The 13,910-nt window shown below is 45.2% G+C and carries 11 protein-coding genes; 7 read left to right on the top strand and 4 right to left on the bottom strand.

Translation table 11 applies throughout. The features are described from left to right. Positions 1 to 8 precede the first annotated feature (8 nt). Together urtB and urtA are read right to left on the bottom strand one after the other, a co-directional pair. Complete coding sequence (gene urtB / locus OAG1_RS04650) at positions 9 to 935, bottom strand: urea ABC transporter permease subunit UrtB (protein ID WP_016401336.1); 927 nt, start codon at positions 933 to 935, stop codon at positions 9 to 11. Between the two features lie 65 nt (positions 936 to 1,000). After that, positions 1,001 to 2,263: an urea ABC transporter substrate-binding protein gene (urtA, locus tag OAG1_RS04645; RefSeq protein ID WP_016401337.1), complete on the bottom strand. Its 1,263-nt coding sequence runs from the start codon at positions 2,261 to 2,263 to the stop codon at positions 1,001 to 1,003. 309 nt (positions 2,264 to 2,572) lie between these two features. On the opposite strand from urtA, the gene OAG1_RS04640 reads away from it, so the two are divergent. The 7 genes from OAG1_RS04640 to OAG1_RS04610 all read left to right on the top strand — a co-directional run bounded on the left by OAG1_RS04640 (position 2,573) and on the right by OAG1_RS04610 (position 11,588). Next, entirely contained in the window at positions 2,573 to 5,950 is a 3,378-nt protein-coding gene (locus tag OAG1_RS04640) for an ATP-binding protein (RefSeq protein WP_338624388.1), read from the top strand. Continuing rightward, on the top strand, positions 5,950 to 6,858 hold the full coding sequence (locus OAG1_RS04635; RefSeq protein WP_338624386.1) for a response regulator: 909 nt from the start codon (positions 5,950 to 5,952) through the stop codon (positions 6,856 to 6,858). Before OAG1_RS04640 ends, OAG1_RS04635 begins: the two co-directional genes overlap by 1 nt. A 470-nt stretch (positions 6,859 to 7,328) precedes the next feature. Continuing rightward, the gene (locus OAG1_RS04630; RefSeq protein ID WP_338624384.1) at positions 7,329 to 8,468 is read left to right on the top strand and encodes a hypothetical protein; all 1,140 of its coding nucleotides are present in this window, start codon (positions 7,329 to 7,331) and stop codon (positions 8,466 to 8,468) included. 5 nt (positions 8,469 to 8,473) lie between these two features. Continuing rightward, complete coding sequence (locus OAG1_RS04625) at positions 8,474 to 9,721, top strand: hypothetical protein (protein WP_338624382.1); 1,248 nt, start codon at positions 8,474 to 8,476, stop codon at positions 9,719 to 9,721. A 306-nt stretch (positions 9,722 to 10,027) separates the two neighbouring features. After that, positions 10,028 to 10,459, top strand: a complete 432-nt coding sequence (locus OAG1_RS04620) for a hypothetical protein (RefSeq protein ID WP_338624380.1) — start codon at positions 10,028 to 10,030, stop codon at positions 10,457 to 10,459. Between the two features lie 70 nt (positions 10,460 to 10,529). Then, on the top strand, positions 10,530 to 10,943 hold the full coding sequence (locus tag OAG1_RS04615; RefSeq protein ID WP_338624378.1) for a hypothetical protein: 414 nt from the start codon (positions 10,530 to 10,532) through the stop codon (positions 10,941 to 10,943). Positions 10,944 to 10,970: 27 nt separating this feature from the next. Further along, on the top strand, positions 10,971 to 11,588 hold the full coding sequence (locus tag OAG1_RS04610; protein WP_338624376.1) for a hypothetical protein: 618 nt from the start codon (positions 10,971 to 10,973) through the stop codon (positions 11,586 to 11,588). Between the two features lie 219 nt (positions 11,589 to 11,807). Here OAG1_RS04610 and OAG1_RS04605 read toward each other — a convergent pair whose 3' ends face one another. Further along, positions 11,808 to 13,532: an ABC transporter substrate-binding protein gene (locus OAG1_RS04605; RefSeq protein WP_016401344.1), complete on the bottom strand. Its 1,725-nt coding sequence runs from the start codon at positions 13,530 to 13,532 to the stop codon at positions 11,808 to 11,810. A gap of 97 nt (positions 13,533 to 13,629) precedes the next feature. Beyond that, on the bottom strand, positions 13,630 to 13,902 hold the full coding sequence (locus OAG1_RS04600; RefSeq protein WP_016401345.1) for a DUF2160 domain-containing protein: 273 nt from the start codon (positions 13,900 to 13,902) through the stop codon (positions 13,630 to 13,632). Positions 13,903 to 13,910: the final 8 nt, after the last annotated feature.

Genomic DNA, 13,910 nt, shown 5'->3' with positions numbered 1-13,910 from the left:
CATTCTCCCTAACGACGAACCTTGAGCGAAAACAGACCTTGAGGGCGCAGCATTAAAATACCTACCACGGTCAATAAGGTGAGAACTTTGGCCATCGAACCACTAAGGAAAAACTCCATGGTTGATTGCGCTTGTGAGATGGTAAAGGCCGATGCAACGGTACCAAGCAAGCTTGACGCGCCACCAAATACCACCACTAAGAAGGTGTCTACAATGTAGAGCTGCCCTGCTGTTGGGCCGGTAGAACCCACCATGGTAAAGGCCGAGCCAGCAATACCGGCAATGCCGCAACCTAAGGCAAAGGTGTAACGGTCAACCTTCTCGGTATTAATACCAACAGCGCCCGCCATTGCGCGGTTTTGTACCACCGCTCGGGTTTGTTTACCTAAGCGAGATTTTTGCATTAGCAAGTACACGCCAATGGTGATCATGATGGTTAATGCCATCACAAATATGCCGTTAATTGGCACTTCAATAATGTCGGTAATCGCATAAGAGCCCATTAGCCAATCAGGTAGGCTCACTCCCACTTCTCGAGCGCCAAACACAGTGCGATAGAGCTGCTGTAAAATAAGGCTTAAACCCCAGGTAGCTAGTAAGGTATCTAGTGGACGTTTGTACAAATGGCGAATCATCGCCCACTCCACCAGCGCACCCAGCGCTGCAGTGACAATAAACGCCAGCAGCATTGCCACAAAAAAGTAGCCATCAAATAGACCCGGAAGGTAATTGCTAAATAGCTGTGAAGTAAGGTAAGTAATGTAAGCTCCTAGGATCATAAACTCGCCATGGGCCATATTAATTACGCCCATTTGACCGAATATAATGGCTAGACCTAGGGCCATAAGAACAAATACAGAAAACAAAATAAGACCGGCAAATCCCTGCATGGCGAAAATGGCGGTTAGCTCTGAGCTGGTATAATCGGCAAACATATTCAGTCCCTCTTAAAAGCTAGCGAAAGAACAAGTGGCCCAGCGAGCTGAGCCACCTACAGCGGTTACTGATAACCTTTAGGGAATGGGTTTGGTTCAATTAAGTCTGCGGTTTCATAAACGATGTCGTATTGACCATCAGCTTGAGCGTGACCAATTCGCGTTTTAGACCATAGGTGATGGTTTTCGTGAACTTTCACATAACCTTCTGGCGCAGTGGTTAGCTCTAGGTTTGGCGAAGCAGCACGTACTTTGTCGATATCAAACGAGCCGGCTTTTTCTACCGCAGCTTTCCACAACCATGGGCCTAAGTAGGCAGCTTGGGTTACGTCGCCAATTACAATGTCGTCGCCCCAGCGCTTTTTAAAGGCTGCTACAAACTCTTCATTGTTTTGGTTGGTTAAGCTTTGGAAGTACTTCATGGCAGCGTAAGCACCTTGAATATTTTCACCGCCAATGCCCAAGATCTCGTCTTCGGTTACCGAAATAGTTAGTACCAGTGGCTTCTCTTTGTTCATATCGATGCCCGCGGCCTTAAGCTGCTTGTAGAAAGCAACGTTAGACCCACCTACTACAATGGCGTAAATCACATCAGGCTTTTTAAGCTTAATTTTGTTGATAACCGAGTTGAACTGAGTATGACCCAGTGGGTAGTACTCTTCGCCCACTACTTTTAAACCCAGTTTTTCAATGTGTTTGCGGGCAATTTTGTTAGAAGTACGTGGCCAAATGTAATCAGAACCCAGTAAGAAGAAACTCTTGGCATCTTTGGTATCGGTTACCCAATCAATCCCTGCAATAATTTGCTGAGTAGCTTCTTGGCCGGTGTAAATTACGTTAGGAGATTGCTCTAAACCTTCGTAAAACGTTGGGTAGTAAAGCATGCCGTTATATTGCTCAAACACTGGTAATACCGCTTTACGAGAAGCAGAAGTCCAGCAACCAAATACCGCCGCTGCTTTATCTTTAACTAATAACTTCTTCGATTTTTCGGCAAAGGTTGGCCAGTCACTGGCACCATCTTCTTGAATGTATTCAATCTGGCGCCCTAATACGCCGCCCATTGCGTTAATTTGCTCAATGGCTAGCATCTCGGCTTGCACCGAGCCAGTTTCACTAATGGCCATGGTGCCAGTTACCGAGTGCAGAATACCAACCTTCACCGTGTCGTCGGTTACGGCTAAGCCGGTAGTATTTACTTCAGCGGTGCTAGGCGCTGCTGCAAAGCTTAGTTGTGAAACCAGCATTGCGGCAGGCAATGCCATCATTCCTTTTAACAGATTACGGCGTAGCGAATTGCTTAAGCCTGTTTTCTTGAGATTTTGCATAGTGGTATCCCTACTGAGTGTGTAAGACAAAGTGTCCGTACTTGGTGAATACCATGATGCGAAATTGCAAGGCTGAGCAAAATTCGCCGTTCACCCTAGCGACCTACGTCATTTGACGCATAGCGGTGAATAAGAGATTGATTTAGGGTCAAGATATTAAAGAGAGTGGCAAACCGCTACCAACAAATAACTCAGTTAAACAAGCATAACAGTCTGATTTTAATAACCATTTTAACAAAAGGGTGATAAAGCCACGGCGCGAAAAATGCTTATAAAACCTGTGAATTCGCAAAGGAAGGCGTTTAAGGGATGAAAGACCAGCATGTATTTAAAGCCCGTAGAAACTATAACCGCTGGGTAGCCAACCAAACTTTAGAAGATTATGCGCTAAGGTTTACTTCTAAAAATGCCCGTAAGTGGTCGGTTGCACGCGTCTCCAATACCGCTTTGGGCGCAATATCTTTTTTAGCCCTAGAAGCCATTGGTGGTGCACTAATTCTTAACTTTGGTTTCAACAATTCTTTAATCGCCATATTGCTGGTTTCGGCAATTATATTTTTCTGCGGGCTGCCTATTTCTTATTACGCAGCACGCTATGGCGTCGACATCGATTTGCTTACGCGCGGCGCGGGTTTTGGCTACATAGGCTCTACCATTACCTCTCTCATTTATGCCTCGTTTACCTTTATCTTTTTTGCCATTGAGGCGGCCATTATGGCCTCGGCTTTAGAGCTGTTATTTCACATTCCTTTAAGCATTGGCTACTTAATTAGTGCCGTTGTAGTAATCCCCTTAGTGACACATGGGATCACCTTTATTAGCCGTTTTCAACTGTGGAGCCAACCCATATGGCTGGTACTACAGCTGGCTCCACTTATTTTTATTTTGTGGCATGAGTCCAGTGCTATTAACAACTGGCTACAGTTTGAAGGCAAGCTAGAGAGCGGCAATTCAGGTGAGTTTAACCTGCATTTATTTGGTGCAGCGTCGGGGATCCTTTTCTCGTTAATGGCGCAAATTGGAGAGCAAGTAGACTTCTTACGTTTTATGCCCGAGGCCAAGAAAAAACACCGAGCCTGTTGGTGGGTAGCCTTGTTATCGGCGGGTCCAGGTTGGATTATTGTTGGTGCACTAAAAATACTCTTAGGATCGTTTTTAGTGGTACTAGCCATTAATGCCGGAGTGGCCGAAGATGTGGCCGGAGATCCTATTCAAATGTACCAAGTGGCCTTTTCTTATATGGCTCAATCCCCATTGCTTGCGCTCTCCTTGGCGGGTATTTTTGTTTTGGTTTGTCAGCTTAAAATTAACGTAACGAACGCCTATGCCGGCTCTATCGCATGGTCAAACTTCTTCTCTCGCTTAACTCATAGCCACCCTGGTCGCGTAGTGTGGCTGGTATTTAACGTGATTATTGCCCTGCTGATTATGGAGTTAGGCATCTATGCCGCGTTAGAAGACATCCTCGGCATTTACTCGAATGTGGCGGTTGCTTGGGTTGGCGCATTGGTAGCCGATTTAGTGATAAACAAACCCTTAGGTTATAGCCCCAAGCACATTGAGTTTAAACGCGCCCACCTCTACGACATTAACCCGGTTGGGGTTGGCTCCATGGTGATTGCATCTGTTTTGAGCATTTATTGTTATACCGGAAATGCCGGCGACACAGCCCAAGCGCTGGCGCCTTACATCGGCTTAAGCACCGCTTTTGTGTGCTCTCCTATCATCGCTATTTTAACCAAAGGCCGCTACTACCTAGCTAGAGAGCCCAATCTACTGCAGGCTCACCAAGGAGAATGTACGGTTTGCCAAAACCATTTTGAAATAGAAGACTTAGCCAGCTGCCCAGCCTATGGCGGCGCAATATGTTCGCTATGTTGCACCCTAGATGCGCGCTGCCATGATCAATGCAAAGAAAACGCGCGCTTTGGTCAGCAACTAAGTCAATTTGTTAGCCTGGTGCTTCCTAAAGCCGTGTCATCCTTAATGAATACTCGCCTGCTGAATTTCTCTGGCTTAATGGCGCTCATTGCCTTGCTCATTGCCAGCTTGTTTTACCTAGTCTATTCGCGGATCCCGGTAACCGAATTTGCCACTAAAGCGGCAGTTTCAGCAACCTTAAGCCACGTATTTTTCTTATTGATGATTATCGTTGGCGTGCTGGTTTGGCTATTTGTTTTAGCCAACGACAGCCGCCAGTTTGCATTAGATGAATCGCAGCGCCAAACCGAGTTACTTAGCCGCGAAATATCTGCCCACGAGGTGACCGACCAAGCCTTGCAGCAGGCCAAAGAAACGGCCGAATCAGCCAACCAAGCTAAAAGCCGCTATCTCACTGGCATTAGTCATGAACTTCGCACCCCGCTTAACTCGGTGCTGGGTTACGCACAACTCTTAGAAAAATCGCCAAGTTTAGCGCCCGAGCACAGCGCTAAAGTCTCGCTTATCAAACGTAGCGGAGAGCACCTCGCCGATATAATTGAAGGCCTATTAGATATCTCGCGCATCGAAGCAGGCCGCATCGAATTACAACGTGACGAAGTGGCCATTGGTGAATTGCTGGATGACTTGGTAGATATGTTCAGCCTTCAAGCCAAAAGCAAAGGCATTTCCTTCGTTTACAATCCCAGCCCTTACCTGCCCAACTGGGTAACCGCAGACGAAACTCAATTGCGGCAAATACTCATCAACCTATTGTCCAACGCGGTTAAATTTACTCAACAAGGCTCGGTAACCTTAGACGTTTATTACCGTAATCAAGTCGCAGAATTCACCATTACCGACAGCGGCGTAGGCATTAGCGAACAAGATATCGAGCGAATATTCAAACCCTTTGAGCGAGTAGAGAAAAGGGACATACCCAGCTCTCCCGGCACCGGCTTAGGCTTAACCATTACTCAGTTACTTACCGACATAATGGGCGGCAACATTAGTGTAAGCAGTGAGATTGGCAAAGGTAGCAGCTTTAAACTGAGCATCATGCTGGCTAGCTTAAACAAAGATCAGCAGCCGCAGTCTGTGCAAGCGCCAGTAAACTCTATCAAAGGCCCTAGCAAAACCGTAATGGTGGTAGACGATGACCCTAATCACCGTAACTTAGTATCAGAAATACTATCGCCACTGGGTTTTGTGGTTCATGAAGCCAATGATGCTTTGTGTTGTTTAAGCAATACCTACTTAAGCGCCATTGATCTGTTTTTGCTCGACATCTCCATGCCAGATATGAATGGCTGGCAACTGCTTAAAAAACTTCGCAGCAATGGCATTAATGTACCGATCATCATGGTTTCGGCCGATGCCACAGAAGCGCCTTATTTTAATGCCGCTGAAGAAATTCACGAGCCAGCGTTACACAATGACTACCTGGCTAAGCCCATGCGCGATAACGCGCTACTAGAAAAAGTTGCCAAAGCCTTAGCCATAGATTGGAACTACCAAAACACCAGTACGCAAAGCGCCTCGCCCGAGCCGCAAGCGCTAAACATTCAACTAAACCAAAGCCAACGCGAACAGCTGCAAGAAATCGCCGAAATGGCGCAACTAGGCTTTGTACAAGGGATTGATAGACTAATAAAAAACCTAGAGAAAGACAGCGCGTTACACACCATAACTCGCGCCCTAAGAAAGGAATTAGAACAGTATCAATTTGCCAGCATTACCGCTTATTGTGAAAAGGTCGTAATCTAATGAACGCCACAAACTCAAAGGGACTAATCCTCGTTGTTGACGATGCTACCGAATCGGTGGCGATGCTTAACACCGCTTTAATTGAACAAGGCTACACCGTGTTAATTGCCATGGATGGGCAACAAGCTCTCAACATTAGCCAACGCATTACTCCAGACTTAGTACTCATGGACGCATTAATGCCAAATATGGACGGTTTTGAAGCCTGCCAGCAACTTAAAAAAAATACTCAACTTAGCGATATTCCAGTGATCTTTATGACCGGATTAAGCAGCAGTGAGTCGGTGGTTAAGGGGCTAGAATCTGGCGGAGTAGACTACATCAATAAACCAGTAAAACTTGATGAACTGTTTGCCCGGATAAAAGTACATATTAGCAATGCTCGCCTCACCCGCAGCGCCCATGGCGCCCTAGATGAAATAGGCCAAGCTAGCTTTACCGCCAATAGCCGAGGCGAAATGATTTGGGTAAGCGCCAAAGCAAGCGAAACATTGGCATCGCAGCAGGACTTATCCACCACAGCAGCTGAGGTGATTTGCCCTCAACTTAAGCAGTGGTTAGCCCATACACCTGCTAAACACAGCATGTTGTCGCTTAAAAACCTCAACACAGCGTTGCAAGTTCGCTACTTGGGGCAATCGTCACCGGGTGAGCACTTACTTCGCTTGGTAAATAACGACGACCAAAGCCAGCGCGACTCCTTGCGCCAGCGCTTCAGTTTAACCGAGCGCGAATCAGAAGTAGTGCTGTGGCTAGCTAGAGGCAAAACCAATCGAGAAATCGCGCAAATTTTAGACATGAGCCCACGTACCGTAAACAAACACCTTGAAGCGGTGTTTACCAAGCTGGCAGTGGAAAACCGAACCAGTGCAACAGCCGTTTGTTTGGCCCACTTAAACGATAGCTAACTTAAACTTTGCGGCTATTTGAGCGCTTTAGCGCAACTTAAAAAACCTAATTAGCCTTGCGCTTGGGCTCTCTATAACTGCTTTGTTGTAAACAAATGCAGACTACACTCAGCAACTCTCTAGCAGCTAAATAGCCATTTTTGTGCACTTGAATTTTTAAAATCTCCTTGCCCGCACTACGCTTATTAGGGTCTGTTGAACTTTCGCGGTTAAATTTTGTTCGAGATAAATTTATTTTAGGCGCGGCAAGGAGTGTGCTGCCTAGTTATTCTAAGCTAATACTCCTTAACAAAGCATAAAGCGGTTTTAGCCGAACCCTTCGGGCAGTGTTTGTGGCTCGTTTCTACTGCGTTATCGGCTTCTCATTTAGCTTAGCTACACATCAAAGCATCTGGCTGAATGAATAAGCCACAAACTGCTGCAAACATCAGCTCGAAAGATCCACAGACCCTAGTCAGCAAGGAGGCTTTATGAAGATTTCCCAAATCCGCATTGAGCAGCAACCCGACCACGCTATTCTTCGGGCCGATTGCGCTGGCTTCGACTTATGGTACAAATTCCCCGCCCCGCTACAACCTCGCTTAAGTGCCGACCCATTTATTGCCGCTTGTTTACTGATTTGCATGGCAAAAAACCAAGACTTGCAGCTAGAAGACAGCGCAACCTACTCCCCTACCTTGCTACGCAACCTCGAACAGCTGCAGGACATTTTTGCTTATTGGCAAGACTACCTTGGCCACAACATGCGCCATATTAAGATAAAGGGCGGCACCGCTAAGGAAGAGCCGTTTCCTTGCAATGATAAAGTGTCGTTTTTCTCTGGAGGGGTCGACGGTTACCATACTTACCAACAAAACCAACAAGACATCGATTACCTTCTATTTGCCAAAGGCATTGATATGCAGCTGTCTAGCGACGAGCTATACCAACAAGCCTTTGCGTGTAATCAACAGTATTTGGAAAAACACCACAAGCTACTTTATCCAGTCGAAACTAACGTTAGGTTTTTGGGTTACCACAACCAATTAAAATGGGGCGTATGTTTTGGTGGCGGCCTGTCCAGCATTGCGCTCGCCTTGGGGGTAAAGAAGTGTTTTATTGCCGCTGGATTAACCTACCAAAACAATGTTCCCGAAGGCTCTAACTACATTACCGACCATTTATGGAGTAATCACCACACCCAAATTGTCCATCATGGCGCCGAGGTAAGACGTATCGACAAACTTAAACAACTCACTCAAGACCAAGACTTTTTAAAAATTTTAAGGGTTTGCTGGCACGACCATGGCTACAACTGTGGTGAATGTGAAAAATGCCTTCGCACCATGAGCAGCCTGCGTTTATTAGGTATAAAGACCGACTCTTTTCCCCCGCTTAGCGACCAATTAGTTAAACAAAAACTGCGAGACCAAAAGCTTTATAACATTCACGATGTACAGTTTCTTGAGGAAAACCTCGACCAAGCCATCGCGGTAGACGACACAGTGATGATCGAAGCGCTGCAGCACATCAAACATGATTTTGATATGCGCGCTTTAATCAAACAAGCCGACGAACTTATCCTGCATGGCTATGCCCACAAGCTAAAACAATTATTCGTGCGGCATTAAAATCGATGAAAATCCACCAGCTCAACTTAGAAAAGCATAACAATTACCACAAAATATCGGCCATGCTGGGCCCTTTTCCCTTGTGGTTTAAAACCAGCAGTGAGTGCTTAATAGCCTGTAACGACGCCAGCCCATTTTTGTGCTCCGCGCTCATTCCTGCCATGCTTTTGGGCGAAGACATAGAGATCGACCGCCGGTATTACGTATCGGCAAGCTTGTTAGAAAAACTGCCGCTTATTCAAACCATGATGCACGCTTGGAACCCCATTTTTAAGTGCATTAAGGTAAACGCTAATACCCAAACCTTTAAGCCATCAGCTAGTCAATTAGGCCACAGCGCCTTTTTCTCTGGCGGAGTAGATGGCACCTACAATCTGATTAAGCACCAAGAGCAACTAGACAATTTAGTGCTAATTAATGGCTTCGACTTCTCCATGCCCCAGCCAGCCTGGCAACAGCTGGTCGCCCGCTGCCAAAAAACCGCCAAGCTGTTTAACAAAAGGCTAATTTGCGTAGAAAGTAACTTAAAAGAGTTTACCGGTTGGACAGGCCTAGCCCGCTTTGCCAACTTTGGCGCGTCTTTAGCCAGTGTTAGCTTGCTGCTCAATCCTAAAAGCATGGCAATTAGTGGGGCAGTTACCTACGATGCGATTAACCCTTCTAACAGCCACCCGTTGTTAGATCCCTTATGGTCTAGCGAGTCCTGCCAAATTTCACACCTTGGCTTAGAAGCCGATCGAGCCGCTAAAATCGCCTTAATCAAACACTACCCAGAAGCCTTAGACAACTTATGGGTATGCTGGGAAGACCCAAGCAGCAACTGTGGGCGCTGCTCCAAATGCCACCGCACCTACATGGCTCTGCAGCTCAATAACATTTCCCACTTTCAGTTCTCCCAAGAAGTCGAGTTTTCCGCACTAAGTAAACTTAGCCCCAAAAGTGACGAAGACCTTTCATTTTACGAATACCTCTACCAACTGGCGATAAAGCAGCACAACCGCCAATTAAGCCAAGTACTACGTAAGATAATTTGGCGTTATCGCGCCAAAGCCTTTGTACGCGAAACCGACCGCCTGCTATTGCATTCTGTTTGCAGCAAGTGGCGACAAAAGAAAATAGCCCATCATCAACTAGCCGACGTAAACGTATTTCCCAAATACAGTGACGCCATCCAACTAGAGCGCTTACATCAGCGAATAAAGCAAAACCCACGGTTTATCTCTAGCGTTAACATCGGCACTGTTTTTGATTAAACGCATGTAGCTTCGGCGGCACTGAGCAGCAACCATCCTCCTGCTTACTCTTAGCTTTAGTAAGTTCAAACCAATAAAGTACTGTGATTTTACACATGTAAATTGCTGTTCCTTCTTTCCCCAAATGCATTCCGTATTTCGTGCTGATGTTTTTGTTACTTTTGAAACTAGATGGCTGATGTAGTTTAGGAAAGATGGTAATCTTGGATTTATCAAATGCGTGAAAGAGGAAAAATCCCGTGTTTAAACAAGGAAATTTTCCTATTAATAAGCTGTTACATGCCCAAGCAACTAATGGAGTACTAAATGGAAGAGATTACTATAACGATAGATATGCTTTGGCTAGTTCTAATCGTTGCCGTACTTGGTCTTCTTGTTGTGGGAGCAATTGTATTCTTTGCGTGGAAGGCATTTTCTGATGACTCCCGAGGTTTTGTAAATTATGAATACTATTTGGATTTCCTAAGCACACACAAAATACGTTCTAACCTACCAGTATATGTGAATGAGGCTTATGCGGATTATCTCCAAAAAAGGAACGAATTTTGGTCAACTTATGGTCAGGTAGTTGTTGCAGTTTTTATAGTAATTATTCTCGCAATATTGATGCTAACCAAAACTATTACGGCGGAAGCGGGGTTGCCAATACTTTCAGCAGTTTCTGGCTTTGCTATAGCAAAAGGAGTGAGTTCATCGAAAAATTCACCCACAAACCCTAATGACCCAAACAATGGGTAAGCATGTAACAAGTAAAGGCAGCGGACGCTAAAAGCGCCGCTGCTTTAAGCGTTAGTTTACTAGGTGATAAATGGACTATATGAGCATGGCTATAGGTTTTCTTGCAGGTACGGCCACTGGTGCTGCAGGAACTTATTTTGGTAATAAATATACAGATATCCGCAAAGCTAAAGAGAGTAAAAAAACAGAGGAATCATTCTATAAAAAATTGTGGAATGAGCACGAAAAATTACTCTCGGAAATGAAGTCTGACTTGTCTAACCCGGATTTTAGTTACCACCGTGAATTTTATGTTTTGAGCAAAAGCTGGATGTTTAACGCTTCTGGTCCACATCTATCCTATTACCTCGAAGAGCATGATTCGCTAGAGCAGCAGCTAAAGTCACTTGCAGCCAAAGGGCTAATTATTGATGTAACGGAATTTGGTAAAAACGTCACAAAATATCAGTTCACAGACCAATTTGCCGAACACTTAAAATCTTAAACTAACAAGCAGGTCAAGGAGAGTTCGGTGAAACTTCCAACTCATACGAAAAACGCTTTATTGGCGACCCTGAAAATCAAAGAGCTTGGGGTTTCTATTGAAACACAACAAAAAATAGGTGTGTTTGCTGTTACTTGGGGAATGTTCGAGTCACATTTAGAAAGAGCTGTATGGGTTCTACAAAATGAACAAGTTGAAGGTGTTAGACCTTCAACGGATAAAAGCTCCGCTCATAAGTGGATCGAAATATTAGAAAAAGGTAGTAATGAATTAACGTCTAAAGCAAACGAAGTTTTGAAAATAGCTGCAACAGCAGCAAAAGACTTAATGAGTTATCGTCATTCGTTATTTCATGGGTATTTAGTTCCATTAGGTGACACAGCAATGTTTATTAGAAATCCTAGCTGGCATGGAGAAGTAAGAAATAGAGAATGCGGTGATGCACACCTTGACGATAATATTATTGATTTAGCAATTGATGCTTCATGGGTTTTATTCAGTATAATCATGTCGATTACCAAGTTAAATGAAGAACCTACTTCTAAAGCAGTAATTGAAAGCTTTGAAAAAGAAGCAAAGAGAATTCGTAGTAATGCCAATGAAGTCAGGCATATAGCGGCTCTAACGAATCACGAAAAGTATTAGTAGTTGAGGCCCTAACAATCCAATTCAGCAGGACAAAAAACAGTTGGTTTTGCTCCTGTGTCGCTAATGTTAACCAACAAATAAAAGGGACAAAGTCACTTTAAATACCCTTGCTTCCCTATCTAAGCTCTTCTTTCCAAAACAAGCAACTTACTATTCGAAACCAATCACGAACAAAAAGACCCAGCGAAGGCTGGGTCTTTTGATTTACTGATTTGCTTATTGGGCGATTAAATCTTTATAAGCGATGGTTTTACCTTGTGGCTTCTCGTTGGCTAACTTGGCTTTAGGTGAGCCAGGTTGGTTTAGCCAGTAAGAGGCATCTTGCTTAGGGTTAAGTTTAGGACCACACTCACCTTGCGCACCGCTGCGCTCTAAGCGTGTTAACACTTTGTCTTGTGCAGCGGCTAGGCCGTCCATTGCTTGTTGTGGAGTTTTCTCACCACTGGCGGCTTCAGCCACATATTGCCACCAAAGCTGTGCCAGTTTTGGATAGTCTGGCACGTTGGTACCGGTTGGTGTCCATTGTACCCGCGCATCGCTGCGGTAGAATTCCACCAAACCACCTAGTTTAGGTGCGGCGTCGGTCATCGCTTGCGAGTTAATATCCGACTCACGAATAGGCGTTAAACCCACCAAGGTTTTCTTAAGCGATACTGATTTAGACACTACAAACTGAGCGTACAACCAAGCGGCTTGGCGTCTGTCTAGCGGCGTTGAATTTAGGAACGTCCATGAGCCGGTATCTTGATAACCCAGCTTCATGCCCTCTTCCCAGTATGGACCGCGTGGTGAAGGTGCCATGCGCCATTTTGGCGTGCCATCTTCATTAACGACCGGTAATCCCGGTTTGGTCATGTCAGCAGTAAAGGCTGTATACCAAAAGATTTGTTGCGCCACACTGCCTTGGGCAGGAACTGGGCCTGCTTCACCAAAGGTCATGCCTGGGGCTTCGGGTGGCGCGTATTTTTTAAGCCATTCTACATATTTAGCGGTGGCATAAACGGCCGCTGGGCCATTGGTGGCACCACCACGTTCTACGCTTGAGCCAACAGGGTTACAGCCTTCTACCCGAATGCCCCATTCGTCTACCGGCACACCATTAGGAATGCCTTTGTCGCCCGCACCCGCCATAGATAGCCACGCATCGGTAAAGCGCCAACCTAATGATGGATCTTTTTTGCCGTAATCCATGTGGCCGTAAACACGCTCGCCATCAATGGTTTTTACTTTTTCTGAGAAGAATTCGGCGATATCTTCATAGGCAGACCAGTTTAGCGGTACACCTAGCTCGTAACCGTATTCGGCTTTAAATTTCTCTTTTAGATCGGCACGTTCAAACCAGTCGGCGCGGAACCAATATAAGTTAGCAAACTGTTGGTCTGGTAGCTGGTAGATTTTTCCATCTGGCCCAGTGGTAAAACTTAAGCCAATAAAATCTTCTAGATCTAAGGTTGGCAGGGTTACGTCTTTACCCTCGCCTTTTATAAAGTCACTAATGGGTACCACTTTGCCGTAGCGAAAGTGGGTACCAATTAAGTCTGAATCGTTTACGTAGGCATCATAAATATTACGACCCGACTGCATTTGCGTTTGCAGTTTTTCTACTACATCGCCTTCTTGGATCAAATCATGATTAACCTTAATACCGGTTATCTCAAAAAATGCCTTGGCTAAGGTCTTACTTTCATATTCATGGGTGGTAATGGTTTCTGAGGCTACATTAATTTCCATACCACGAAATGGTTTTGCCGCTTCTGTAAACCAAGCCATCTCATCCATTTGCTGCTGCTGACTCAAGGTAGAAGGCGTAAACTCTTCTCCCACCCATTGTTTAGCGGCATCACTGTATTGATCTGCTAAGGCTAAGCTACTACATCCGGCAATGACCATTGCTACACTAAGACGAGCTAGCTTAAACACTGATTTTTTGTTGTAGGGCATTTCTTCATTCCTTTTGTTTTTTTAAAGTGCATGTTGTTTTTTGAGGCACCTCTTGATGCCTTTGCACATCCATTTTTGCTCTCGAGTTTTGTGTTGCTTACCCCCATCTCATTACGATAAACAGCCACACCACAGCTACCGCAAAGGGCAGCCAAATGCTGAGTTCGGTCATCCCGATAAATCCAAGATGAATAAACGCACTGCTTAACAAGCCAATAAACAATCGATCGCCACGGGTAGTAGCTATCGGTAAAAAACCTTTTCGCGCCACGCAGGGGCTTTTTAGCTCCCAACAGGTCATCACAAACAAAATGCAGGCGATGCCGGTAAAAAATAATGCTGATGGAGTTGTCCATGCCATCCAGTTCATGTTGTTTC

Origin of the sequence: Agarivorans sp. OAG1 (genome assembly GCF_037076485.1) — a bacterium.
Taxonomy (GTDB): Bacteria; Pseudomonadota; Gammaproteobacteria; order Enterobacterales; family Celerinatantimonadaceae; genus Agarivorans; species Agarivorans albus.
This window is presented reverse-complemented; position numbering and strand designations above follow the sequence as displayed.